The organism is Parabacteroides goldsteinii DSM 19448 = WAL 12034, from assembly GCF_000969835.1.
Taxonomy (GTDB): Bacteria; Bacteroidota; Bacteroidia; order Bacteroidales; family Tannerellaceae; genus Parabacteroides; species Parabacteroides goldsteinii.
In genome coordinates this window covers 347,279-372,617 of the sequence record NZ_KQ033914.1, presented here as the reverse complement: position 1 = coordinate 372,617, position 25,339 = coordinate 347,279, and the positions used below count along the sequence as shown (strand labels likewise).

At 45.6% G+C, this 25,339-nt stretch carries 22 protein-coding genes; 3 read left to right on the top strand and 19 right to left on the bottom strand.

Translation table 11 applies throughout. From position 1 onward, the window contains the following. Position 1: 1 nt before the first annotated feature. The 5 genes from kdpB to HMPREF1535_RS24030 form a co-directional block, all read right to left on the bottom strand. Positions 2-2,044 (bottom strand): potassium-transporting ATPase subunit KdpB, encoded by a 2,043-nt coding sequence (gene kdpB / locus HMPREF1535_RS24045; RefSeq protein WP_046147851.1) that lies wholly within the window; start codon positions 2,042-2,044, stop codon positions 2-4. Between the two features lie 347 nt (positions 2,045-2,391). After that, a complete protein-coding gene (kdpA, locus tag HMPREF1535_RS24040) occupies positions 2,392-4,101 on the bottom strand; it encodes a potassium-transporting ATPase subunit KdpA (protein WP_010800208.1) in 1,710 nt (569 codons plus the stop codon). 21 nt (positions 4,102-4,122) lie between these two features. Continuing rightward, positions 4,123-4,203 carry a potassium-transporting ATPase subunit F gene (locus HMPREF1535_RS26520; RefSeq protein WP_081615916.1) on the bottom strand — a complete coding sequence of 27 codons (81 nt, stop codon included), beginning with the start codon at positions 4,201-4,203 and terminating at the stop codon, positions 4,123-4,125. Positions 4,204-4,664: 461 nt separating this feature from the next. Beyond that, positions 4,665-6,434 carry a sensor histidine kinase gene (locus HMPREF1535_RS24035; protein WP_046147850.1) on the bottom strand — a complete coding sequence of 590 codons (1,770 nt, stop codon included), beginning with the start codon at positions 6,432-6,434 and terminating at the stop codon, positions 4,665-4,667. A 296-nt stretch (positions 6,435-6,730) separates the two neighbouring features. Next, on the bottom strand, positions 6,731-7,525 hold the full coding sequence (locus HMPREF1535_RS24030; RefSeq protein WP_046147849.1) for a DUF6261 family protein: 795 nt from the start codon (positions 7,523-7,525) through the stop codon (positions 6,731-6,733). A gap of 858 nt (positions 7,526-8,383) precedes the next feature. Between HMPREF1535_RS24030 and HMPREF1535_RS24025 the strand changes: the two genes are divergently transcribed. Further along, a complete protein-coding gene (locus HMPREF1535_RS24025) occupies positions 8,384-9,052 on the top strand; it encodes a chloramphenicol acetyltransferase (protein WP_046147848.1) in 669 nt (222 codons plus the stop codon). 45 nt (positions 9,053-9,097) lie between these two features. On the opposite strand, the gene HMPREF1535_RS24020 is transcribed toward HMPREF1535_RS24025, so the two are convergent. The 7 genes from HMPREF1535_RS24020 to nrfH form a co-directional block, all read right to left on the bottom strand. Then, positions 9,098-10,438, bottom strand: coding sequence for a sigma-54-dependent transcriptional regulator (locus HMPREF1535_RS24020; protein ID WP_046147847.1), 1,341 nt, complete (start codon positions 10,436-10,438; stop codon positions 9,098-9,100). A gap of 81 nt (positions 10,439-10,519) precedes the next feature. Beyond that, positions 10,520-11,185 carry a Crp/Fnr family transcriptional regulator gene (locus tag HMPREF1535_RS24015; RefSeq protein ID WP_010800213.1) on the bottom strand — a complete coding sequence of 222 codons (666 nt, stop codon included), beginning with the start codon at positions 11,183-11,185 and terminating at the stop codon, positions 10,520-10,522. 64 nt (positions 11,186-11,249) lie between these two features. After that, positions 11,250-12,560, bottom strand: a complete 1,311-nt coding sequence (locus tag HMPREF1535_RS24010) for an alginate export family protein (RefSeq protein WP_046147846.1) — start codon at positions 12,558-12,560, stop codon at positions 11,250-11,252. Between the two features lie 37 nt (positions 12,561-12,597). Beyond that, entirely contained in the window at positions 12,598-13,392 is a 795-nt protein-coding gene (gene ccsA, locus HMPREF1535_RS24005) for a cytochrome c biogenesis protein CcsA (RefSeq protein WP_046147845.1), read from the bottom strand. Positions 13,393-13,395: 3 nt separating this feature from the next. Continuing rightward, the gene (locus tag HMPREF1535_RS24000; RefSeq protein ID WP_046147844.1) at positions 13,396-14,667 is read right to left on the bottom strand and encodes a cytochrome c biogenesis ResB family protein; all 1,272 of its coding nucleotides are present in this window, start codon (positions 14,665-14,667) and stop codon (positions 13,396-13,398) included. Positions 14,668-14,669: 2 nt separating this feature from the next. Beyond that, positions 14,670-16,154, bottom strand: a complete 1,485-nt coding sequence (nrfA, locus tag HMPREF1535_RS23995; protein WP_046147843.1) for an ammonia-forming cytochrome c nitrite reductase — start codon at positions 16,152-16,154, stop codon at positions 14,670-14,672. 25 nt (positions 16,155-16,179) lie between these two features. Then, positions 16,180-16,767, bottom strand: coding sequence for a cytochrome c nitrite reductase small subunit (gene nrfH / locus HMPREF1535_RS23990; protein ID WP_010800218.1), 588 nt, complete (start codon positions 16,765-16,767; stop codon positions 16,180-16,182). 95 nt (positions 16,768-16,862) lie between these two features. Between nrfH and HMPREF1535_RS23985 the strand changes: the two genes are divergently transcribed. Beyond that, positions 16,863-17,696 (top strand): OmpA family protein, encoded by an 834-nt coding sequence (locus HMPREF1535_RS23985; protein WP_007659432.1) that lies wholly within the window; start codon positions 16,863-16,865, stop codon positions 17,694-17,696. A gap of 162 nt (positions 17,697-17,858) precedes the next feature. Here the strand turns inward: HMPREF1535_RS23985 and HMPREF1535_RS23980 are convergent, their stop codons facing one another. The 5 genes from HMPREF1535_RS23980 to HMPREF1535_RS23965 form a co-directional block, all read right to left on the bottom strand. Next, the gene (locus tag HMPREF1535_RS23980; RefSeq protein ID WP_046147842.1) at positions 17,859-18,380 is read right to left on the bottom strand and encodes a hypothetical protein; all 522 of its coding nucleotides are present in this window, start codon (positions 18,378-18,380) and stop codon (positions 17,859-17,861) included. Between the two features lie 49 nt (positions 18,381-18,429). Next, positions 18,430-18,786 carry a hypothetical protein gene (locus HMPREF1535_RS26400; RefSeq protein ID WP_244275718.1) on the bottom strand — a complete coding sequence of 119 codons (357 nt, stop codon included), beginning with the start codon at positions 18,784-18,786 and terminating at the stop codon, positions 18,430-18,432. A gap of 24 nt (positions 18,787-18,810) precedes the next feature. After that, positions 18,811-18,984: a hypothetical protein gene (locus HMPREF1535_RS26395; protein WP_244275716.1), complete on the bottom strand. Its 174-nt coding sequence runs from the start codon at positions 18,982-18,984 to the stop codon at positions 18,811-18,813. Between the two features lie 695 nt (positions 18,985-19,679). Beyond that, positions 19,680-20,900, bottom strand: coding sequence for a sugar MFS transporter (locus HMPREF1535_RS23970; protein ID WP_007659426.1), 1,221 nt, complete (start codon positions 20,898-20,900; stop codon positions 19,680-19,682). A 158-nt stretch (positions 20,901-21,058) separates the two neighbouring features. Further along, positions 21,059-22,543 (bottom strand): DUF4153 domain-containing protein, encoded by a 1,485-nt coding sequence (locus HMPREF1535_RS23965; protein ID WP_046147841.1) that lies wholly within the window; start codon positions 22,541-22,543, stop codon positions 21,059-21,061. A 154-nt stretch (positions 22,544-22,697) separates the two neighbouring features. Between HMPREF1535_RS23965 and HMPREF1535_RS23960 the strand changes: the two genes are divergently transcribed. After that, positions 22,698-23,180: a ferritin gene (locus HMPREF1535_RS23960; protein ID WP_007659422.1), complete on the top strand. Its 483-nt coding sequence runs from the start codon at positions 22,698-22,700 to the stop codon at positions 23,178-23,180. 492 nt (positions 23,181-23,672) lie between these two features. Here the strand turns inward: HMPREF1535_RS23960 and HMPREF1535_RS23955 are convergent, their stop codons facing one another. Together HMPREF1535_RS23955 and HMPREF1535_RS23950 are read right to left on the bottom strand one after the other, a co-directional pair. Next, complete coding sequence (locus HMPREF1535_RS23955) at positions 23,673-24,449, bottom strand: GDSL-type esterase/lipase family protein (protein WP_046147840.1); 777 nt, start codon at positions 24,447-24,449, stop codon at positions 23,673-23,675. Continuing rightward, complete coding sequence (locus HMPREF1535_RS23950; protein WP_046147839.1) at positions 24,373-25,335, bottom strand: glycine betaine ABC transporter substrate-binding protein; 963 nt, start codon at positions 25,333-25,335, stop codon at positions 24,373-24,375. The genes HMPREF1535_RS23955 and HMPREF1535_RS23950 overlap by 77 nt, the downstream gene beginning before the upstream one ends. Positions 25,336-25,339: the final 4 nt, after the last annotated feature.

Below are 25,339 nucleotides of genomic sequence, written 5' to 3'. Positions count from 1 at the left end.
ATTACATAAACATGCTTACTACCAAATCGATCAGCTTGATACCGACGAACGGAGCGATTATCCCTCCTACCCCATAGATGAGCAGGTTGCGGCGAAGCAGGGCGGAGGCCCCGATCGGCTTGTAAGCGACACCGCGCAATGCCAACGGAATCAAAGCCGGGATGATGAGCGCATTGAAAATAACTGCACTGAGTATTGCGCTTTGCGGACTATGCAGGTGCATGATATTCAATGCTGCCAACTGCGGGATAGCGACCATGAACAAAGCCGGCACGATGGCAAAATACTTGGCAACATCGTTCGCGATACTGAATGTAGTCAGTGTTCCGCGCGTCATCAGCAACTGTTTACCGATTTCAACGATTTCGATGAGCTTGGTTGGGTCGTTGTCGAGGTCCACCATATTTCCGGCCTCCTTAGCAGCCTGCGTACCGCTGTTCATGGCGACACCGACGTTTGCCTGAGCCAGTGCGGGAGCGTCGTTCGTTCCGTCACCCATCATGGCGACCAGTTTGCCGGCTTCCTGCTCCTTCTTGATATAGTTCATTTTGTCTTCCGGCTTGGCTTCGGCAATATAGTCGTCTACGCCAGCCTTTTCAGCGATATATTTTGCAGTCAGCGGGTTATCGCCTGTCACCATAACGGTCTTGACACCCATCTTGCGGAGGCGTTCGAAACGTTCCTGTATTCCCGGCTTGATAATATCCTGCAACTCAATCACACCGATGATGAAATCATCCTGCGAAACGACCAGCGGTGTCCCTCCGTTGCTTGTAATCTTTTCCACCAGTTCGGCTACTTCTTCCGGATATTTATTTCCGGCAGCCTCGCTCATCCGGCGGATGGCATCGAAAGCTCCCTTGCGGATACGCGTTCCGTCTTTCAGGTCGACGCCGGAACATTTCGTTTCCGCCGTAAATTTAATCATGCGGGAACCCGACGTACTCAGGTCGCGGATGCGGACACCCTTTTCCCGTCCCAGTTCTACGATAGATTTTCCCTCAGGCGTTTCGTCGGATAAGGATGCCATCAGGCAAGCCTGAACAAATGCCTGTTCGTCAATCCATTTTACAGGATAGAACTGGGTTGCTTTGCGGTTACCAATTGTGATCGTTCCTGTTTTATCGAGTAGCAGCGTGTCGATATCGCCCGCTGTCTCCACAGCCTTGCCGGATTTGGTAATTACATTTGCACGCAAGGCACGGTCCATGCCGGCGATGCCGATAGCAGAAAGCAGTCCGCCGATCGTCGTCGGAATCAGACAGACGAACAAAGAGATAAAGGCAGCAATCGTAATCTGCGTATTCGAATAGTCTGCCATCGGCTTCAATGTCCCGCAGACAACCACGAACACCAACGTAAAACCTGCCAGCAGGATGGTCAACGCAATCTCATTAGGTGTTTTCTGGCGGGAAGCGCCCTCAACCAGGGCGATCATCTTATCAAGGAAACTTTCGCCCGGCTGCGTAGTCACTTTCACACGTATCTGGTCAGACAAAACTTTCGTACCGCCCGTTACCGAACTTTTATCGCCGCCTGCCTCGCGGATAACCGGCGCCGATTCGCCAGTGATGGCACTTTCGTCGATAGAGGCGAGTCCTTCGATAATCTCACCGTCGGAAGGAATGGTATCGCCTGCCTCGCAGATAAAAATATCGCCTTTCTTCAGTTGCGAACTGCTGACTGTCGTGATACTGCCATTCGCACCGATTAGTTTGGCAGGTGTCTCCTCACGAGTTTTCCGTAAGCTGTCTGCCTGCGCTTTGCCGCGTGCTTCGGCTATTGCCTCGGCAAAATTGGCAAAGAGCAAGGTGACAAACAGCACAATGAAAACCAACATATTGTATCCGAACGAACCCTGCGCGTGATCGCCCGTCGCAGCGGACCAGATGGTGACAAAGAGCATTACGAACGTGACAACCTCCACGATAAACATGATTGGATTCCTGAACATCGTCTTCGGGTTCAGCTTCACGAATGATTGCTTCAAACTTTCTATAACAAGCTCCCTGGGAAACAGGGAAGCGGCTTTATTATTTTTCATATTACTTGTTCTTTTTATGTTTCGATATAAATTGTATATCTATTGACAGAGTTAATTTCATATACCGGAAAATATCAGCTAGATGCTTATAGTGCCGGGAGTAACTTCTCCCCTCTCGAGAGGGGGTAGGGGGTGTGTTAACACATATCAATAAAGCAGACTTAAAATGCATTAACATGGAAATAGTTTAATTTATACTGAGGGTAGCATGATAAAGCCGGTTTACAGGCTGAGATATGACACACCCCCTGCCCCCTCTCAAGAGGGGAAAAAGTTACAATCAGTTTTTACTAATAAACATTCATCATTTAATAAACTGTGATACGTATTAATTCAATCAATCGTGCTTAATATATCGAGAAATATTCCGCTATCGGCCCCAGCGTCAGCGCAGGGAAGAAAGACAGGGCGGCAACGATAAAGATTACGCTGAACGTCATCACGGCAAATGTGGCCGTATCTGTCTTCAATGTCCCTGCACTTTCCGGGATATATTTCTTTTGTGCCAGCAGTCCCGCAATGGCAACCTGCCCGACGATAGGAAGATAACGGCTGATAATCAGTGCCAGACCAGTCGTAAAGTTCCAGAAATAGGTATTATCGCCCAGTCCTTCAAATCCCGACCCGTTGTTTGCCGAAGCCGACGTATATTCGTAAAGCATCTCGCTGAACCCGTGGAAGCCCGGATTATTCAGCCACCCTCCTTCCGCCTCCACAAAGGCCGGATTATATACCCAATAATAGCATGCCACCGCCGTGCCGATCAGGATAACGAACGGATGAGCCAGCGCCACAATCGTCGCAATCTTCATCTCGCGTGCCTCCACTTTCTTTCCCAGGAACTCAGGCGTGCGCCCGACCATCAACCCGCTGATAAAGACGGCGATAATCAGGAAAGCGTAATAGTTCATGAATCCCACGCCTACACCGCCGAACCAGGTATTAATCTGCATATTCAACATCTCCATCATCCCCGACAGCGGCATCGTGCTATCGTGCATACCATTCACCGAACCGTTGGAAGTCACCGTCGTCGTACAACTCCATAAAGCGGTGGCAGCCGGACCGAGGCGGGTTTCCTTTCCTTCCATGGCACCGGCCTGCTGGTCGATTCCCATCGCCGAGATCATCGGGTTCCCCTTCGTTTCATAGTATGTATTGATGCCGACACTCACGAGGTAGGCAAACAGCATCACTCCGAATATCGAATAGGCGAGTTTCTTTCGCTTCAGATAGAATCCCAATGCAAACACCATCGCCATCGGCAGGATAAGGATGGACCAGCATTCCACCATATTCGTCAGGTAAGTCGGGTTTTCCAACGGATGCGAAGAGTTAACCCCGTAGTAACCACCGCCATTCGTTCCCAATTGTTTGATCGGGATGATTGCGGCAGCCGGACCTTGCGAAACAAGTTGTTCCTGTCCTTCCAGCGTCGTCAGCTTCATCTTGCCGTCGAATCCCATCGGCGTACCTTCTATAATCAGGATAAAACCAACCACCAGCGCCAACGGCAGCAGGATACGTGTACTACTCTTCATCAGCAGATTCCAGAAGTTACCGATCGTATGAGTCGATTTCGATGCCATCGCCTTGAATACTCCTCCCAGGGCCGCCATACCCGTTGCCGCCGTAATAAACTGGAAGAGCATGATGACAAACAACTGTGTAAAATAAGTCAACCCGCTCTCGCCGCTGTAATGCTGCAAGTTACAGTTCACCATGAAACTGATACAGGTATTAAACGACAGGTGCGACGACTGGCTCGCATTGCCGTCGGGGTTCAACGGCAGGTATTGCTGGAAATACAGCAGGAACATTCCCCAGAAAAACCAAAACAGGTTAATGGTCAGCAATGCTTTGAGGAAGCTCTTCCAACTCATTTCCACGTTCGGGTCGATGCCGCACAGTTTAAAAATCCATCTTTCCACCGGGGCGATGAAGTCCAGGCAGGTCTTCTCCCCTTTATAAACTTTTGCAATGTACTTCCCCAGCGGGTAGGCCAGCACGACCATGAGTACTATTTGCGCGATGCTACCTAATAATTCCGTATTCATCTTTTTACCATCATTATTTGTTTAAAACTTTTCGGGCTTAATCAACACATACATCAGATACCCGAAGATAACCAGGCAGAGTATAAACAGTGCTACGAACATATCTCTCCTCCTTCCTTTAAATCTTTTCGAACCAATCTACACACTTGAAAAAAAACCAGTAGCAAAGGCTACCTACCGCACATAAAAAAATAAATGATACAATTTCATTCTCTAACATAGCTTTGTCTTTTAATCGTTTATACAAATCATTTTGCCCTTCTATATGCCAAAGCCGTGCCAAAGCGGAGACAACAACATGTTAAAACCTGTATCACAAATACTTATCAGAAAAACGCAGCATAACGTCGGAAGAGGTAACCCTTCCATTTTGAAAAGGTCGGCCTGTCAAAACGGTAAAGTATACTAAAACGGAAAGATGAAAAAGAGAGTGAGAGAATAAAAAAAAGCCCCGGCTTGTATAGGGCCCGGGGCTTTAATAAAAGTAAAGGTAGCCTATATCTCACGACATATCTGGCTACAGCAGGTCTCACGACCTAATAACTTAAAATCAAAAAAAAATATTATTCGGTAAATTGATAAGGTACGGTGAACCAGAAACAGGTACCTCTGTCTATTTCCGAATCCACCCATATCCTACCACCTAGCTTATGAACAATCATTTCACATATACTCAGGCCTAAACCGCTTCCCTGAATAAATGTATTCAGCTTTGTGAAACGATGGAATATATCTTTCACCTTATTTTTAGGAATGCCGATACCCGTATCCCTGACAAAAAACTTCAACAGGCTCTCCCTTTGGTTATATTCATAACCAACCGTTATAGTTCCCTTCTCCGTAAACTTCATGGAGTTGTTCATCAGATTGGTCAGCACCTGCATCAAACGGTGTTTGGCAATGACAGCATAACATTCCATCAAACCTTTGCTGGAGATAATCTGCACATCCTTATTTCTGTTCGTCATCCGGGCAGACGTCGCAATCTCGTCGATAATATGGTTTATACAAGTCCTCGATTCGTTAAAGTCGAGCGTTTCCGCATCAATCATTGCCAGGTCGAAAATATCATTAATCAGTTTCAGCAGCAGCGCGTTGTTACTTTCGATAATCCCGATATACTCCTGCTTTTCCTCTTCTGTCTCAACGTTAATCAACAAATTGGAAAAACCGATAATCGCATTCAGCGGCGTCCGTATCTCATGGCTCATATTCGCCAGGAAGGCGGATTTCAACCGGTTGGCCTCTTCGGCGGCACCCAGGGCGTCACGTAGGCTCTGTTCCAGCAGTTTTTGTTCCGTGATAGGCATGAAAATACCGTCGAGAGCAATAACATTCCCTTTGCTGTCGTACTCGACCTCAACCAGCATCTCTTCCCATGAGACTTCCTTGTCGTTATATATATTCAGATCGCTCAACTGGTATTCGAGATGTCCCCTGCATATCTCTCCGCTGATTAATTGCCTGAACAACTCCCTCGCCTGCTCACGGAAATCGGTATGCACCAGCATCAAAGCCGTTTCCAGCGGGACTTTTTTATCTTCAACCAGCCTCCGGTGTGTCTTTCCGGTCAACGAATCATATTCGGCCACCATCTTTTTTACGGAGAATATATCATTCTTTATATCATAATACCAGCAGACCATATTGGCAGCCTCTATCGCTATCGACAGTTTATAATTCACCAGTTCGAGATTTTCGCGGTAATTTTTCAGCTTCGTCACATCGACAAAGAACACATCCACTACATCTTCTTCTTCCGATAGACGGATTATAACTGTATAATAAGATCCGTTTATCAAATATTCACCCCTATGCGTTTCTTTCGTAATCAATATTTCTTGAGAAATATCCAGAAACCGCTCCATTGATCCCAATGAAGTCCGTTCCAGTTGTTCTCTATTTTTATGCAGGACATCTATTTTCGGCAGTACCTTTTCATTAAAAGCTTTATTAACATCGAGCACCAAAAGGTCGGGCGCCTCCCTGTCGCTCCGGATTTTACACCGCAAATATGGGATAGGCATGTTGTCGAATAAATCACGGTATTTAAGAAGCAATTTATATTCGCGGGTCCGCATCTTCGATTTTATATGCCTGATATAGATGATTGTAAGTAGTGCAACAATGATGGAAGCAAGGAAATAGAGACTGAATATCAGCAGGTCATAATGTTCGATAAAATTCAATGGCTTTTCCAGCATGGAAGAATTTTCAGCACGAAACACATTCCTTCCTATTGCCGGAGAAATATTTATCGCAGAGATGCACCCTGCATATATCTTTCCGGTAAAATATTCCAGTAAAATAAATATACCGATGTTGCGCTTCATAATTTTATTTTAGACCCAAGTTATACCCTTTTAATAAATTCATTGTATTTTCTGTTTCATCTTACCTACATATGAAGAATAGTTGAAAAACATTGCTTTTATATTATCTGCAAAGTTATTGTAATAAATCTATTCTTCAAAGATAATTTGTAATTAAATCCATGAAAACCATTGATTTTTATTGACTATCACAAAAATAGCACATAAAAAACATAATATGGAATATCAAATTCGTATCAAAAATGCAGGCGGAAACCTCGCGGCCTCCGCCTACCCCCCTTATCAATCCTAACCTCCTATTCAATTTCAGGACGGTCGCCACCGCTACTTCCTCCCGATGATGGCGGGCGGGTAGTTCCGGTGCTTGTCTTTCCTCCCTTGCCTGCTCCGAGGCTGTCGGAGATGACGACACGGTAATGATCGATACGCGCGTTCCACCATGCGAACAGTTCGGCGTATTTATCATCTCCTTTGACGAGTGCCAGGGCATTTAGTTTTTCCACCAATGCGTTATAAGCCTTCTCGTAAATGGGACGTGTCATTTCGGTACTTCCTTTTCCGCTCTTTTCGGAGTGTTCTTTCGAGCGCTTCGATGTCAGTTCAGCACAAAGGTCGTTCGCTTTTTTAAGTTCGGCTATCCAGCCGTCCAAACCTAAGAGAGTAGCGTCCGCCTTGTATTTATCGGACGCCAGTTCCTGCAAAAAGTTATTGATGAAACTTGTCTGGTCGTCGAACGAGCGCCGTTGGGCACCGGTAAAAGTATCAGCCAATACGCTCAGACGCAAAGCACCGTCTCGCTTATCCTGATCGAAGTGTCTCAATCCGTTTCTTATTTCTATAAGTATGGCAACATGCAGGTTACCACGCTGTTTGTTACCCGTAGTCATCTGTTCGGTAATAGAACTTTTGGCAACGTTGACAATGCTATCATCGAACGCCTGCAATTTTGCCTTATAATCGGGAAATATATCGGTTATCTCCAGTGTATCGTCGCCTTTGGCTTCGATAGCTGTTTCTATTTCACGACCGAACGTCAGACTTTCGTTATTCTTCAACCGTGTTTTTGTTCCAAATGTTTGTATTTTAGTCATAAGTATGTGTTTCTATTCTTTTAGTACCTGGTAAAAATATTTTCAATATTTTACAATAACATTACACTCTAGACACAATCCCCCGATACTTATATCGATGAAACAAAAAACCCTTTAAACTGGTTCGATACTTATATCGGGGGCGCCTTCGTTGTGTAGAAAGCTTTCGATACTCGTATCGAAAGCTTTGGCTGCCGTATGTGTCTCACGACAAAAAATCGGCATATCTAGTATTAAATGATTTGCTTGAAAACAATTTTATCGTTATCTCTAATTTTTATTCTCGCTTCCTCCTTTTGTTTATCAACATCCGGAGGATGTTCAGATTGTCTTTGTTTCATTTTTATTAGATTTAAGTTATGGCCCGTCAAGGGGTCAAATTATATTTACGTTTATATTTATTAACAGCAAAATGACTAGAAAAAACGTTCCTTTTTTCTAGTCACGTTTAAGTTTTTCTTTAGAAATAATCATATCCGATTAAATAACGCTCATTATGATAAGAAAATCAATCATTCTCTTTGATTTTTTTTGAAATAATATTTGTTTATTTAATTATTTTTCCTTCCTTTGCAATGACAGGAAAAAAGGAACGATTAATTTAGTCATTCGCACTTAACACTTTTCACGATTGTTTTTCAATGGATACAAGTAGGTTATTCATTTAGGATTTAACATGTTTCAATTGTGAAAATCCCCTATTAGTATATATATTTTTTTATTAATAAAAAATCAATCTTATGAGGATTTCGGTATTGATTGATTTTACAATAAGTTTTCAGTCTTCCTTTTCAAAAAATAGATTCCTTCAAAACGAAATAGCTATCTTTGCATCTAATCAATAAAACTTAGTAGAGAATGGATAAGCAAACGGCCTTTCCGAAAAGACAAATCGTCGATATTGAAACGTGGGAACGGAAAGATAACTTTAATTTCTTCCGGAATTTCCTGAATCCGTGTATCACTATTACCTCCGAAGTGGAATGTACTGCGGCAAAAGAGAAAGCGAAAAAGAACGGGCAGTCCTTCTTCATACATTATTTATACGCCATCTTGCGGGCGGCAAACGAGATTAAGGAGTTGCGCTTCAGAGTAGATGACGAAGGGCAGATAATATATTTCGAGACTGTCGATGTCTTATGCCCCATCCGGATGAAGGAGAACGGGAAATTCTTTACGGTCAGGATTCCATGGATAACCGGATTTGAGGACTTCCATCGGGAGGCGCGACGTATCATCGCCTCTATCCCGGAGGACGGAGACCCGTATAATGCCGAAAACCTGTCGTCCGAAGAAAACCGGTACAGTGTTATCCTGGTGAGCGCGACGCCCGACCTTTATTTTACATCGATGACTCATACGCAGGAGCGCGAAAGCGGTAGCAGCTACCCGTTACTGAACGTGGGGAAGGCGGTGACGAGGGAAGGAAAACTGGTTATCCCCGTCGCGATCAACGTGCATCACGGGTTTGTGGATGGGGCGCATCTGGCGACGTTCTATCAGAAGGTGGAAAAATATTTGGGATAGTATCCCCTCCCCTCTCGAGAAGGGGGCAGGGGGGGTTATAGTTAACTACAACCCGTATTCCTCAATCTTCCTATACAGCGTAGTCAACCCGATACCCAGCAGGCGGGAAGTTTCGGTTTTATTCCCGTTCGTATATTTCAGGACTTTCTGTATATGCATTTTTTCAACGCCGCTCAGGTCGAACCCGGCATAGGCTTCGTTTGCCGAGGCATTGGGTTGCTGAATGTTCAGGGGCAAGGAATCCGGTGTCAGCACATCGCCATCCGCAATAATCAGGCTGCGTTCCACCACATTCCGGAGTTCGCGGACATTTCCTTTCCAGGCGTATTTTTTCAGCAGGTTGATATAATCAGGCGAAATCGTCTGGATTTCCTTGCCCATCTTTGCCGACAAAGCCGCAACGAACGCCTTCACATGCAACGGAATATCCTCCGACCGTTCCCGTAACGGCGGCAGATGTATCTGGAAAACGGAAAGGCGGTAAAACAAATCTTCGCGGAAATGTCCCTCGGCAATCTCTTTGGAAAGATCGCGGTTGGTGGCGGCAATGACACGGACGTTGACCTTTACCGGACGTGTATCGCCAATCTTGATGAACTCGCCGGTTTCCAAGATACGCAACAGCTTGGCTTGCAGGTCGAAAGCCATTTCACCGATTTCATCAAGGAAGATAGTGCCGTTGTCGGCCTCCTCGAAAAGTCCTTTCGTCTCCTTCAAAGCACCCGTGAAAGCGCCTGCTTTATGACCGAACATCTCGCTCTCCAGCAGGTCGCGGCTGAAAGAAGAGCAGTTGATAGCCACAAAGGCTTTTCCGCTGCGCGAACTGTGTTGGTGGATGGACTGGGCGAAGACTTCCTTTCCGGTGCCTGTCTCGCCTGTCAGCAGCACGGGTACATCGGTTTGCGCCACCTTGCGGGCCAGGGCGATCGCCTCCTGTATGGCAGGCGATTTGCCGACGATGGTGTCGAACGAATATTGCCGGCCGACCGGCGAAACGGCAGCTTTCTCCTGACGGTAGGCGGCGGAGGCTTTCTCCATAGCTTTGGCGATCAGGGGGAGGATTTTATTGTTGTCGTCGCCTTTGGTGATATAATCGAAAGCACCGTTCTTGATGGCTTGCACGCCGTCGGGGATGTTACCGTGGGCGGTCAGCAGGATGATTTCGGAATGGGGACGCAGCTTCTTTAGTTCGCGTACAAGTTCAACGCCGCTGCCGTCGGGCAGGCAGACGTCGCACAGGATGACTTCGGGGGTGTGTTGTTCCAGTTGTTTAAGACCTGCCCGGCAGGTGGACGCCTGGAATACATCGTAACCTTCAAGTCCGATGATACGTGAGAGTAAACCTAAAATCTGCTTTTCGTCGTCAATAATCAGTACTTTTCCCATACTTTCAACAATTCTGTAACGCAGGCAAATGTACGATGATTATTTTTTCCGGCAAGGGGATGCGGGACAATATGCTGAATTTTATAGCATGCTGATAAGGGCTTGCTTGTTCAGTATCTTCACCTTGTTACGCGAGATGCGGATGAAACCGCTGTCTACGAGCTTATTAATTTCTTTGGAAAGGGCGGGCCGCGTGACGCCGAAATACTCGGCAAGCTGCACCTGGTTGTGCTCCATATCGACCGTGTCTTCTCCCTCTTTCAGATGGTCTATCAGATAATAAATGTAACGGCTGCGGATGCCGCGGAAAGAGAGGACACGCAGGCGGGTCATGGTGCATTTGTTGCAACTGGTGCTGACGCAAAGGAAGTTATGAAGGAGCACGGGCATCGAATGCATCATCTTAAAGAATGAATCTTTGGAAATCTTCATCAGGACGACATCTTCCTCGACCGAGAAGGTGGCGGGGAACTGGTTCTTTTCGGCAAAAACATGCGGGGTGGCAAAGGTGCGCGGGGCTTTGATGACCTCTACCCTGACTTCGCCTCCCGAGACATCGACTACGTCTACGTTCAGTTTGCCTTCGAGCAGAACGTGTATGGCCTGGCACGGCGAACCCTGATGGATAATCGTTTTCCCTTTCGGATGGTTCTCTAGTGTGTATTCCAGATTTTCCAGGAAGTCTTCCTGCATCTTCTGCGTGAAATTCCGGAACAACGGTATTTGAAAGATATCGGTTATATTCATTCAGCATCGATTTAGTGTCGGAAATGTTTCTTACAAAGATAAGAACATTTCCGACACCTGCAAGTTACCACTTGGCAATAAATATTCTCGGGTTGATGTTGATCGACAACCATCCCCAGTCTTGCCAACTATCTTTACTGCCTCCCTTGACGGCTTCCATCGTAGATGTTCCGAGCATCGTGGAGTAACCGGCGGAGAGTTTCACGTCTTTCATAATCTGCCAGTCCACCTGGAGGTCGAGTTCGGAACCCAGTCCGCGGTCGAGGTCTTTTCCTTTAACCGTTACATCGCTTGTGGTGGAGAAATAATGGTAGGCGAGCGACAGGTCGACTTTTTTCGACGGTTTGAAGGCGAGCTTCACCTGATTGTCCCAAAGTCCCGGATTGAAACCCGGCAAAAACGGGGTGGCATAATAATAATCCATCGCACCGTAGAACTTGTGATGGGTTCCGTACAGCGGGTCGAAGGCCGTGTATTTGGCATCCGGGCCGTCCGTATTGTCTGCACCGCTCAGGTAATCGCTGCCGAGGGCAGCGCTCCATTGCGAATTGATTTTATAAGCGGCATTCAAAGCCCAGAGGAAAGCGGAGACGTCACGTTTCTTCGCATTCTTGCCGGACTGGTAATAAAAGGTACCGCCAAAGGTCCAGTCGCCCGGCTGGTAATACAGGTTTGCTCCCATCGTTTGCATGAACTGGGTGTCGGAAACCTTTTCTTTCGGGTCGCCGCCTTCCAGTCCGAGGTTCATGAAAAGGAAAGAGGCTTTAAATTCTTTGCTGCCGATATGCTGGTACCAAAGGGTTTGCATGTTCTTGTAAGGCTGCGCGCCCTCGGCGTAGAAGGTGCCGCCTATTTTAGTTTCGTCGTTCTGGTTAAAGGCGAGGATGAGATGAAGTTTGTTCTGTTTGTTCTCATACCCCAGTTTCAGGGCGTCGTGATAACGGCCGGCGATGTTCCAGTCCAGTCCGCCGAGGATGCGTTCGTCGTCGTAGATGAGCGACTGGCGTCCGAGCTTAGCAAAGAGGCCGTATCCGAAGTCGAGTTGTGCCCAGGCCTCGTTCAGGATGAAACGGCCGTTCTTGTCGATCTGCGGGTCCTGTCCCCAGACGCCTACGTGCTGTGCGGAAAGGCCGATCGAGAGGTTCTGCCGCTCGTAATTCATGGAGAGGCGGGCACGGTTATTGATGAAGCCGGCCGGCTCCTGCCCTTCGCTACGGGGATTTAAAACTCCGTTCCTGTACTCTGCACGCGGACGTATCTGCGCACTCATCGAGAATGTATTCTCTTTATCCTTGGATGTTTCATTTTCGTCTGCTTTCATCCACATCGAGCTTACCAACAGAAGCCCGGAAAAAACAATCACCCGTTTCTTCATATCGTTTATGTTTTAAGTTGATATTTCTTTTTATTTGTTATTCCATATTGTAAACGTGTACGCTGTTGCCTTGTGCCGAAGGCAGATAATTCACGCCGAACCAGCAAACTTGCAGCAAGATAAAAGCGAACACCAGTATTCCAAGGGCTGACCTGTACTGTTTGTTCTTCTGAAACCGGAAGTGTATATACAGCAGATTGCCCAGCCAGGTCGCTGCTGCCCAGGTCTCTTTCGGGTCCCAGCTCCAGTAATGCCCCCAGGCTTCTTTCGCCCAGAGCGCCCCGAAAAGCATCCCGATAGTCAGGAAAGCAGTTCCCACATAGACCAGGTTATCGCAGAGATTCATTACGCCCGGCTCAATCGCCCTCTTTCGCGACCGGACCAGTAGATAGACGGCCACCACGGCCCCCGCTCCCAGCATCGCATAGGCAAACATATAAACAATCACATGCGGTGCAAACCAGGGACTTTGCAAGGCAGGCATCAGTGTCTTATTATGTATCTCCGGCTTAAACAGGTTGATACAAATAAACACCAGCGACATGACCGTACTGAAAGACAAGATCCATTTATAGCGCCAGCGGATATAAGTAATGATTCCGGCAACCGGCAGGAAGAAGGAGTACCACAGGCGCGTCTCCCCCATCGTCCGCAACGGCGGTCGTTCCAACGACACCCACATCCCGACGATGAAAGCCATAAAGATAGCCAGGCCGGCAACCGTCCACAAAACCACCTGCAACGACTTGCCGGGCCGGTAAGCCGCCATTGCTCCCATGCCCCAGCAGAATACGGCCGGCAAAGCAAAATATATCAAATGATTCCATTCCATACGTTATACAGTTTTTATGTCATTAACCACCGTCTGTTCCGGCTTATTCCCGGGTGCCAGAATGAAAAGGCAGACGGAGCCGAGCAACATCATCAGAATGCCGGTATATACCAACGGAAGCCACGGGTCTTTCACCAACTCGAAGATGCTCAGGCGGCTCCATTTCCCTTTTGTTTCGTCATAACTTAGCTGGTAAATCTTCCAGCCGGACATACTGAAAGGCTTATTCACTTCAATCAATGCTTCGGCCTGCTCCTTTTCCTTCGTATACACCAAGACCTCGGAGGCGAAGCGTTTCGGTTCGCGTTCCGGCATGACCAGGCTCACCTCCTCATTCAGTTGCAGTGATACGTACGGGAACATGAAACTGCCGCAACTCACCCAACCGCTTTTTTCGACACCGCTTGCCTTATTGCGGGCAGTTACGTATAAGGCGGTTGTCGCCCCTTCGGAATGAAAGGCGACAAAGTTGACCGTGTCCTTTCCGGGGACGCAGGCGGCCATCGGCAACAGGTCGGTTACTTCTATCTCCCAATCCAGCAGGTTGCCGGACAAAGGAGTGGATTCGACCAAGATGTTTTCAGGATTCTTTTCGGGCAACGCTTTACCGTCCGCATTGTCGATAATCAACAACTTCGGAGGATATTCGTCGATTGTAAATGATTTCAGTTCGATGGCTAAAGGCAGTTCCTGCATTTCTCCGGCTTCGTCGGTTGCCCGCCATTCCGGTTCGCCTTGCGGAACCGTCATCCGCAGACGTTGCAAGTCACCATTTCCTAAAATGGCTGCCAGCAACGTAATGAATAATCCGGCATGATTCAGGATAAAAGGAACATCTTTCCATTTAAAACAGCTTATCTTCCGAATCGTCACCAACCCCAATACGGAGAGAAAATAAAGGAACAGCAGCATAAAAGGCCACGAGACCGTCATTTGCATGAAACCTAACCCGGACAGTAGTCCTCCGTGAGTAACCGTTGCGGAGGGAGCCACTTGTCGGGTCAGTCCCATGATGATAACCGAAACCATCCAGGCCGTCAAAGACGTAATACTCGCCGTCAGGCTGTAAAACCACTGCAAGACAGCAGCTTTACGGCTCGCGGCATATATCATTATCAAGAAAAACAGGAACACTCCTCCTGCTATAGCGTTCAGGGGATACCGGAAAAGAGTCGCGTCCACCTTCCCGGTTGTCATTTGCAGAATGACTCCGGTAATGAACAGGCCGATACTTATCGCCCATCCTTCTGCATATCCCCAGGGTTGCTTCCACATAATCAAATCTTTTCAGCCAAACGTTTGTTTGCTTTCGCTTCCTTAATCCATTCCGGAACGACAGTGTTCAGGAATTTCTCCTTTGCCTGACGTTCGACAGCCATATCCAGACCGATATATTGCTGTGCTTTTTCTTTTGTCGAGATATCCGGCATCGGGACATCATCGGTATAACCCAATTTAGCTAATACTTTGGATACAGCCAGACGTGCCTGCATGGTCCTGTCGAGGCCGTTACCCAGGATACGCTGTATCTCCTGCGGTGCATGGAATGCTCCACCGTGGGAAGCAACACCGAAATCCCAACGCCATTGTGCCTGACGGAGCAGTTTCAATACCGGAGCCATCTGGTCTTCCGTTGCGCCTTTATCCCAGGCAAACTTTGCTTCGATATGTGCTTTTGCCAGTTCGGCTTCCAGGCGGTTACGCATTTCGTTTGCCTTGTTCTGACGTTCGTAAACATTATTACGCAAAGTTTCTTCGCTTTCACGATGGCAAACCTGGCAGGTACGGTCAATCATAGCCAGCGGGCTCATGATATGGTGGTCACTGTATTTCACGCCGCCTTCGCTTTTATAAGGCATATGGCAGTCGGCACAGGATACGCCACGCTGTGCATGGATACCCATCATCGACAATTCATAATCCGGATGCTGCGCTTTCAGAATCGGTGTACGGCTCAGTTTATGGGTATAGTCTGCGAAACCTTCTTCGTCATAATAAGCCTCCATGTCTTCAACAGTAAAGCCTTTATCCCAGGGGAAAGTCAGATACTTGCCGTCACCCTTGAAATAATATTCCACATGGCACTGCGCACAAACCAGTGAACGCATTTCCTGCTGGGTCGCCTTGGTGATGTCGCGTCCCTGGCGCTGGAATGCTTCAATCAAGGCCGGACGACTGATATGCAGATTCATATTCTCCGGTTCATGGCAATCGGCACAACCGATAGGATTCACAATCTCCGTTCCCATTGCCGCCCATTTGCTCTTATAGAAATTATCTACTCCTATCGCCTGCATCATACGGGGAACGTCCGGACTCTTACAAGTCCAGCAAGTTGCCGGCTGCGGACCTTCATCGGGCGTCATCGGAGCGCCGACACGCAGGGTATGACGCATATCGTCAATCGCATGCATATGACCGCGTGGAGTTGAATAATCTTTAGAAAAAGCATATCCGGCCCAAAGAATAACCATTTCGGGACGGGCTGCCAGCACATCGACCATCTGGTTTCCGTTATACTTGCTTTGAAAACTGGTATCCATCGTCTGCATCCAGGTTTCATATTCCCGCGGATAGTTCGGGGCAAACTTTTCGTTTACCGACTCAATGCCGGTAATCTCGACTTTCTTGTTATTCATCACACTGGCAATCTCGGCCCTCCGTTCATTGATCGAGGCAGCGAGTACGCCCAATACGAAAACAACGGCCATTGTTCCGCCGAACAACAACCAGCCTTGCCATGATTTAAGTTTCTTTTCCATATTCGTTGATTTTTATTTATTCGTTTTATTTAAGCATATCTTTCAGCCATTGCGGCGTATTGGTTTTCGGATAAGGCACAATGGCCGAAGGAGTGGACGAGAGGCTGTTGGAACCTCCGTGCGGAACATCGCGGTGACAGTCCCAACAGGCTTTTCCTTCACCCGCCATCGCCATATTGTGGTCGATACGTCCGGTGTTTACAAATTCGGTATTCAGTTGCGTGTGGCAACGGACACAGTTGTTCATGATTACTTCAGCGCTTTCGTCGATAGCCTGTATTACCTGCGGTTCGCCACGCATCATAAAGACAGCGGCATGTCGCATACCGTCCATTCCTTTGAAAAACCATTTCTTTGCGGCGTTTTCGTGCGGCACATGGCAATCGTTACAAGTAGCGTTCCGGCTATGCGAACTGTGACTCCAGGTAGCATAATAAGGCCCCATGATATGACAGTTCACACAGGTCGACGGCTCATCAGACAAGTAACTCCAGGCCCTCGATACATAAAATGTATAAAAGCCTAAACCACAAATCGCTCCGCTCGCGACAATGGCAAATAATTTCCATCGTCTGGAAGGAAGAATCGCGTTTATTATCTCTTTTATCTTCATACAGCCTTAATTAAAGTTTAATTCTTGACAAATATCTTAAATCGAGTACAGGTAAAGTGTAATAAATATTACATTGCGCGAAAATTATCCAACAAATGAGAAAAGTTTTATTCATGGCAGTCTCCGCACTGCTGATCTGCACCTCGTGTGTAACGAAGAAAAAATACCTGGAAGCCGAAAATGGGCGGCTCGAAGCCATCGGCCGCGGCAATGCTTTACAAGAACAACTGGTCGATTGCAAAGATGCCGGTGACAAACTGAACGAGCGCCTCGCCGCCCTCCAGCGAGACACGGCAAAGATGGGCAGCAACATCCGCAACTATCAGACGATGCTGAATTCGAACATGACACAACAGGAAAAGTTAAACTCCCTCCTCAGCCAGAAGATGGAAGAATTGAACGAGCGGGAACGGACAATTAACGAATTGCAGGACATGATTAATGCCCAGAACGAAAAAGTTCAAAAGCTGCTAAGCAGCGTAAAGGATGCCTTATTAGGTTTCAGCAGCGAGGAACTGACTGTTACGGAGAAAGACGGCAAAGTATATGTCGCCATGTCGGATAAGTTATTGTTCGAATCAGGAAGCGCCCGGGTGGATAAACGTGGAAAAGAGGCATTGGCTAAACTGGCGGAAGTCCTCAACAAGCAGTCGGATATAGATGTATATATCGAAGGCCATACCGACAGCAAACCGATTAACACGGCACAGTTCAAAGACAACTGGGATCTGAGTGTAATCCGTGCAACTTCGGTTGTCCGCATCCTGACAAAAGATTACGGCGTGAATCCGTTACAGATACAGCCTTCCGGACGTGGAGAATATATGCCGGTAGCAGACAACGAATCGGCTGAAGGCCGCAGCAAGAACCGCCGGACAGAGATTATTATGGCACCGAAGCTGGATAAATTATATCAGATGTTACAATAACCTATAATAGCGGGAATGTGTCAAAAGTCGCTATCCTGTCTGTCATCCCGGGCTTAACCCGGGATCGTATACTACGTTGATATGCACCATTTAGTATAAGTTGGCGGATCAAGTCCGCCATGACAAAACGGACTTTTGCAGCAGTCCTGCTATTCTATTGACCTATAGTGGATTTTTAATCGAAAAAAAGCTCCACTCCAAATCAAAGGGAGAACATGGGTACCAGATATCTTGTTTCTCTCCCCCTACTTCCTGAAAAATATGGATGAGACAGGTAGATGTTTTTAGGTATTTATCTCCATTTTCTTTCAATACGCTTACTTGACCAATCCCTTTGTTTTCAAACTCTCTGGTCGAATATCCCAAATTCGTATATTCCCTGAAAGAAGCCAAACTTTCTTCGTTATCCTTCACTTCTACCGATGCTTCATATATATAATACAAATAAGATTTATCAAACCCTGATTCCTTTGCTACATTTCCTGGAAGTGCACCTTTGCACACGTCAAGAGCTTCACAACGCGTAAATCCTTTGACAGCCACACTGTCATAATCATCAAATGTAAACCAGGTTATCTCCGGTTCCGATAAATAGATTTTTTTATCATACTGGAACTTTGTCTTTGAACAAGAGAGTAAAGCAAAGACAACTAACAGACTATAAATAAATGACAGATTCTTCATAATTCCTTAATTTAATATTAAATACCAGTCTTTTCATTCGTAAAACAAACTATTTATCCTCTTTTGATTTTACATCTATATCTTTAAAGGAAAAACAATGCCACTCCAAATCGAAAGGGGAACACGGATACCAGATATCCATCTTTTTACCATCCTTTTCCTGGGAAATATAGATTAGATAAGTGTTCATGACAAATGAATCATCAAGACTGTCATAATCTTTTACAGTATTGGAAACCCCAATATAACCCATATCCGGAAAAGAATATCCCAATTTAGTATTTTGATCAGCATACATAATAATAAAATCCTCCTCATTCATCTTAAATTCAGCAGTAACCGCGCAGATATAATAAACATAAGATTTATCGTATCCCGAATCCTTCACAACACTATCAGGCAGCATACCTTTATGTTCATCCCCGATAGTTCAGCTATTAAATCCCTTCACTACGATACTGTCCCCTTTCTCTACAGGATACCGGTTCACTTCCGGCTCCGACAAATACAAATAAACCTGACCGTTAAAACCAATCTCAGTCTTAGAACACGACATCAAGGTCAACATCAATAATAGATAAAACACAAACATTCGATTTCTCATATCATTCTCACATTTTAAATACTTCTATCCATTAAACGCCAGCCTTTGTTTCATATTGCGTGAGTGATAATCAATAAATTATTGTATGAGGCAGTGATAATAAAATATAAAAAAGACTCCCCCCTAATATTATTTATCATTAAATATTTATCATCTACTATCATACTATCATTATTTGATATAAATACATAATTATCAACACCCTATCTTATGACAGTAAGTGCTTTTAACTATCATATATCTATCATGCAACTATCATACCCGCTTAAAAAGTAAGATAGGAAACGTCTTCTTTTGGATAAATATATAGCTAAAAATCAACAACATAGTAACATATATTGCTTGACACCCGGGTCTTGACACCTTCGACACCCGGGTGTTCGCATCGTCAAGATGGGGGTGTAAAACAGGGTAAGATGGGCATCCCGGCAACAAAAAGTCTGTATTCGGGTGAAATTAAGTCATTGTTTTGGGATAAAAAAGTAGTAGACTAACGAATTATGAGAGACAGCATGTAACCGGGCAGTCATCTTTTTAAGGTCAAAAAGATGGCTGCTTAGTTAAAATAGAGTTAAAATGATGGTTGCATGATAGATAAATGATAGTTAAAAGCACCTACTATCATAGATTAGAATGCTTATAATCAGATATTTATATCAACCAGTGATAGTATGATAGTAGAATTAAAGATAATTCTACTTCTTACATCTTATTGCAAAATACAGAATATACAGAAATGCAATCAACGGCACAAAGAATCCGATTGCCATATTGTTTTCCCCGATATATCCCATCAGCATCGGACTGAAAGCGCCACCAGCCACTCCCATCACGATATAGGAAGATGCCTTTTTGGTATAAGCGCCCATCCCTTCCAGACCTAACGCAAAGATTGTCGGAAACATGATGGACATAAAGAAGAATGAAATATACAACGCATACAAAGATATCGTTCCGGCAGAAACAATTACCAACGCCATGCAGATGGCATCAGCCAAAGCAAACCAGGTCAGCAATTTTCCCGGAGCCATCCATTTCATCGTAAAACTTCCGGAAAGGCGGCCAATCATGAATAAAGCCATCCCGCCAAACGCAAGTATCCGCGAGGCTTCGATATTCGTCATCTGCGGGTCGAGTTCCGTGACATAATTAATAAAGAAACTAAAGATACCGGTTTGCGCCGCACAATAACAGAACTGGGCAATCACCGCCCGTACAAACTGCCCATGCCTCCACATCGAAGTGGCGGGGAGTTTTGTATCAAGTCTATTTTCCTCCTGTTCCTCTACCTTTATCTCCGGCAAACGAGTGAAAAAGAAAAGGATAGCTACCAATAAAACGATACCGCCCACAAGAATATAAGGTTTCGTCAGGGTAAACGGGTCATCCTGCGCACCTCCGAAGATTAAAGCCCCACCAACCAGCGGACCAAGTATCCAGCCCAACCCGTTAAACGATTGCGACAAATTCAGACGCTGCGCACCCGACTCCGTCGGTCCCAGAATAGTCGAATAAGGATTGGCTGCCGTCTCAAGAATACACAACCCGCAGGCAATGATAAATAAAGCGACCAGAAAAGGAGTCGCAGAATGTAAAAAGGCAGCAGGGATAAAAGCGAAAGCCCCGGCAGCAAAAAGTAACAATCCCAGAATAATACCTTTCTTATAACCGTAACGTTTCATAAACATTCCGGCAGGCAACGCCATCAGGAAATAAGCGATATAAGTGGAAAACTGCACCAGGCCGCTCTCTGCCTTCGTCATCGTGAAAGCGCCCTGGAAATGTTTGTTCAGTACGTCCAGTAAACCATGCGCAAATCCCCACAACAGGAACAGGCTGGTGATAAGTATGAATGGAACGAGATATGATTTTCCATTGGGGGCAGCAAATAAGCTTTGTTTGTTTTTCTTTTCCATCAGATTCTTTTGATTCGGGTAATTGAAATATGTCCATCAATTGCCATTTCTCCGCGGATATGGCGCCGGAAATGACTTAACAGATTGCAAAGGTAATTCTTTTCTGCCAATAAACTATGTATAATCAGGACCTCGCAGATATTGGAGGTCTTGACCGGTTATTTCTTTTTCAGATAATAATTCGGATTAAAGTAGGAAATCCGGTAAGCAGAGTCCGGAGCGTTACGGTATAAATTGATCGTATTAAAAACCAACTTTGCCGAATCCATATCGAACTCAAGTAAAACAGGGAACATCTTTTCAGGAACAGAATCATAAGGAGTCAACCCGGCTTTTGCCAGCTGGTTGTTCCAGAATGTCGTCAAGCTCTCCTGGTAGATAGTATCTCCTTTATGGTTGAATAGATAAAAAGTATCCCGCTCTGTCGTTGTCCACATTTTATCGGGATTTTTATATCCGGCAACCGGCATTAAAAACTGATAACCCGAAATATCCACCGGCTCCCCGTTATCAATCTCAAGATAAGCCTGATAGTCATATCTCTTATCTTCCGGAGGGTAGTTATCCCGTCCGGTTTGCGAAATCCGTTCAATATCTTTTGCCGTGATTCCGGGTATATAAGTAACCACCGACAAGAAGACGATCGCCAGGCAGGAAGCATACAGATAACGGCCGTACCGTTTGGTAAAGAATAAAACGGCCAGACAAGTCAGTATCAACCCGACTACCACCAGATACACACGCGGCTCTGTAAATCCGTACTCGTTGATACGATAACAAGCACCCACCCAATACATCACCAAAGCGGGCAATACGGCAAAACTGGCCTGTTTATAAAACCAATCATAATACCTCTTCGTCAGAAAGACCTGGCAACCTTTCAGAATAAAAGTGACAGAAACAAAACTGACAACGATATAAGCCACCGCCCCTTTCGGCAACGACCAGAGAACCGCTACCTTAATAAAATAAAGATACAGAATGACCGCATAGATCAGCAAAGCCGGCGAAAGCACATAATTCAGCAGCACTTCAAACAGCCGGTTACGGCTCTCCTCCTTTTCTTCCCTTTCTTGATTGAACATGAGGAACAACAAAGGCATCCCACACATAAACAGAAGGTAAGCCGAGTCGGTATAGAAACTCCTGTAACTGTTTTCCCATATCTCAAAGATGTATTGTATGGATGTATAGATCGAAATTGCCAGCAAATAAGCAATCCCCGCCAGTAATCCGGCAGACAACAAAGACTTCACATAACGCAACCCGACACGCACAAACTCATCATTATCACGTTTCCAGCCGCTAACCAGATAGAGAAGTTGCACTACAATCAATGAAACCAGATAGGTCGGTTGCCATATCTCATCCTTGTCCAGCCACAGAAAAGGAATAAAAAAGAAAGCCGATAAGAAATACAGCGGCCGTAGTTTGTGTTGTACGGTCAGTCCGTTCAACATATAGGTTATCAGGAACAGGACCGGAAAATAAGCCAGCGGCGCCGCCAAAAAAGAATATCCGAATGCATACTCGAAATAGACACATCCTGCCAGACTGAAAACGACTGACAACACAACTTCCACCGGATGTTTCCTGACAGCCAGTTTCAACCTGTTTATGAGAACCTCTATTTTCTTTTTCATATTGATTCAACGTTTATTAGATAGAAACGAAGATAAGAACTTCTTATTACATAAAAGCGATGAGAGACGAAATAAATAAACACATATTAGAACAAATCCCATAACTGTTTGTTTTATTAATAAAATCAATAAACGTAATATAAAACATACAGCTATGACTTTAAGTAGAAAATTATCCGATGCTCTGAACGAACAGATACTGGCAGAGATGTGGTCTTCCAATCTCTATCTGTCCATGTACATTCATTTTGCTCAAATAGGTTTGGACGGTTGCGCCCATTGGATGAAAAAACAATCGGAAGAGGAACTCGAGCATGCCTATAAAATGATTGATTATTCTGTAAAACGTGGCGGACAGGTGAAACTGGAACAGATCAATGTTGTTCCGACAGCTTTCGGCACACCGCTGGAAGTATTCGAACATGTATACCAGCATGAGGTTCACGTTTCCGAGTTGATCGACAAACTGGTAGACATTGCACATGCAGAAAACGACAAGGCGACACAAGATTTCCTTTGGGGTTTTGTACGTGAACAGGTAGAAGAAGAGGCAACCGCCAAAAACATCGTTGAAAAACTAAAACTCTACGGTGAACATCATGTGGCAATCATGGATCATCATTTGGGTAAGAGATAATTGGTTCAGATATTATCAGGTTTGAATGTTACTTTTCTCTTGAAAGAAAAGTAACCAAAAGTTCAAGGCTGCATCCGCCTCGCTACTCAGCCTCCTACGTTCGCTGTCGTCTGTGAACTCGCTGCGCTCAAACAGCACAGCCTCCGGGCGCTCACTGCGGATGCTTCGTTTAACGCTCACCAGATGAGGCCTTTCATAGAACGCTTTGCGTTCTCCTAAGATTGCCGATACTACCTGTTAAATCCAAAAGTTTTTGTTCTATAAGTACCGGTATCGGCCATCTTAAGAGGAAGCACAGCTTCCTAGGAAAGGCCTAAGCGGATGAACGTCCGCGAAGGGGGAAGACGAAGCGGTTAAAAAAATCCGTTGTCTGAGCGAAGCGAGTTTCGGATTTTTCAGCGGAGTCTTTCACCGAAGCAGTGAAGCCGGTTAAGCCTTGATCTTTTGACTACTTTTCCATCAAGGGAAAAGTAGGTTCAATTATTTCTATATTTACTCTACTACCTTCATTATCGCCTTTCCCCAATATTCCCCCAATACGGCTGCCCCTTTTTCGTTCGGATGGAGATAGAACGTACCGGCATTACCTTCTTCCGGTATTAAATCCGTGAGATAATTGGCCTTGAAATAGTCGAATGCCTCCGTATCTCCCATAAACACCTGGCCGGGAAAACGTTTGGCATACTCTTCGACCAACGATTGCAATACCGGATAATAACTTTGTAGACGGTTTAAACCTTCTTTCAGATACATGGCGCCGTTATATGTATTCGGACTGTACCATACCGGACGATGTAAAACGATTTTACAACTGGGATACAACGCTAGTAACTGGTTGATAATAGCTTTCATGTTTTCTTCATATTTTTCAGGAGAGGCCGGTGCACCGTTCGGACCTGTAATCGCGCTATCGTTCGTCCCCAACATAATGGAAAAGACAAGGGTCGCCCAAGTCTCGTCCGCAAACTTATCGGCAGCCTCCTTTGCCTTCGGGAAAAGTGTTTCCGTTGTCGGCAGATAATCGGTAGTCGTACAGCCGCTTACTCCCTGATTGGAGTATTTGACAGAAGTGACCGACGGTTGCTTTGTCAGGTATAAAGCGGCTTTTACAGGAGGAGCGTCATGCGACGGAGTAGCGATTAACGCTCCCTGGGTAATACTGTTTCCTATAAATACGATGTTCATATTCTTTTTACTTTCCGCCTTCAAAAAAGGACTGCTCATCACCAGTCCCAACAACAGGCAGGCTATTTTCGCGATCTGTTTCATATTCGTTTAGCTGAGTTAATTTATTCGTTTGCGAAGGTAAAAATAAATCAACTATTTCGGGATGTTTTTGCAGCCAAACTTTTGCTCCCTCCGATTCACGTAAAGGATACTCTTCCATTATATCCATCAGTTCGCTCAGCTGCTCATTGGTAAACCTGAAGTTTTTAAAGAAAGCCGCAACGTAAGGGTGAGTTTCGGAAAAGCCTTTAGTAGCAACGGCTTCGATATGTTCTGCATTACCGAACACACCTTTACTGTCTTCCAGAAATTTCAGGTCATAACGGGAAAACATCCAGTGAGGCGTCCAGCCTGTCACGACAATCCAGTCATTATGTTCAACCGATTTTTGCAGGAACGCCGTCATGGTAGGCCCGCTGGAAGGCATCAAAGCCAGTTGTAATCCGTATTCATCAACAGCCTTTTCCGTCAGGTTCATCAGACTGGCACCGATATCGATTCCGATAATTTCATTTTTAAAACGTTCTTTGTGCGCATTCAGTTCTTCTATCGTATTGATCGTTACATAAGACGGAACAGCCAGTCCTAAACGGGCATTTTCAAACGGAACACCAATCGTTTCCAGACGGTCGCCATATTTTTTCATATAGTCGACATGCGTATCCGGAAGCCACGCATCCAGAAACAGATCGACTTTACCGGCAGCGACGGAGGTAAAGATCGGAGCGATATCGGCATTCTTCAAAGTCACTCTATATCCCTGTTCCTCCAGCATTGCCTTTGCCAGGTAACTCATGGCGATGCCTTCCGACCAGTTCACATAGCCGATCGAAATCTCCTTCGGGTCTTTGGCACGACTGCAACCGGCAAGGAACATGAGCACAGCCAGGAGCAGGATCAGGTTGATAAGTATAAATAATCTTCTCATACAA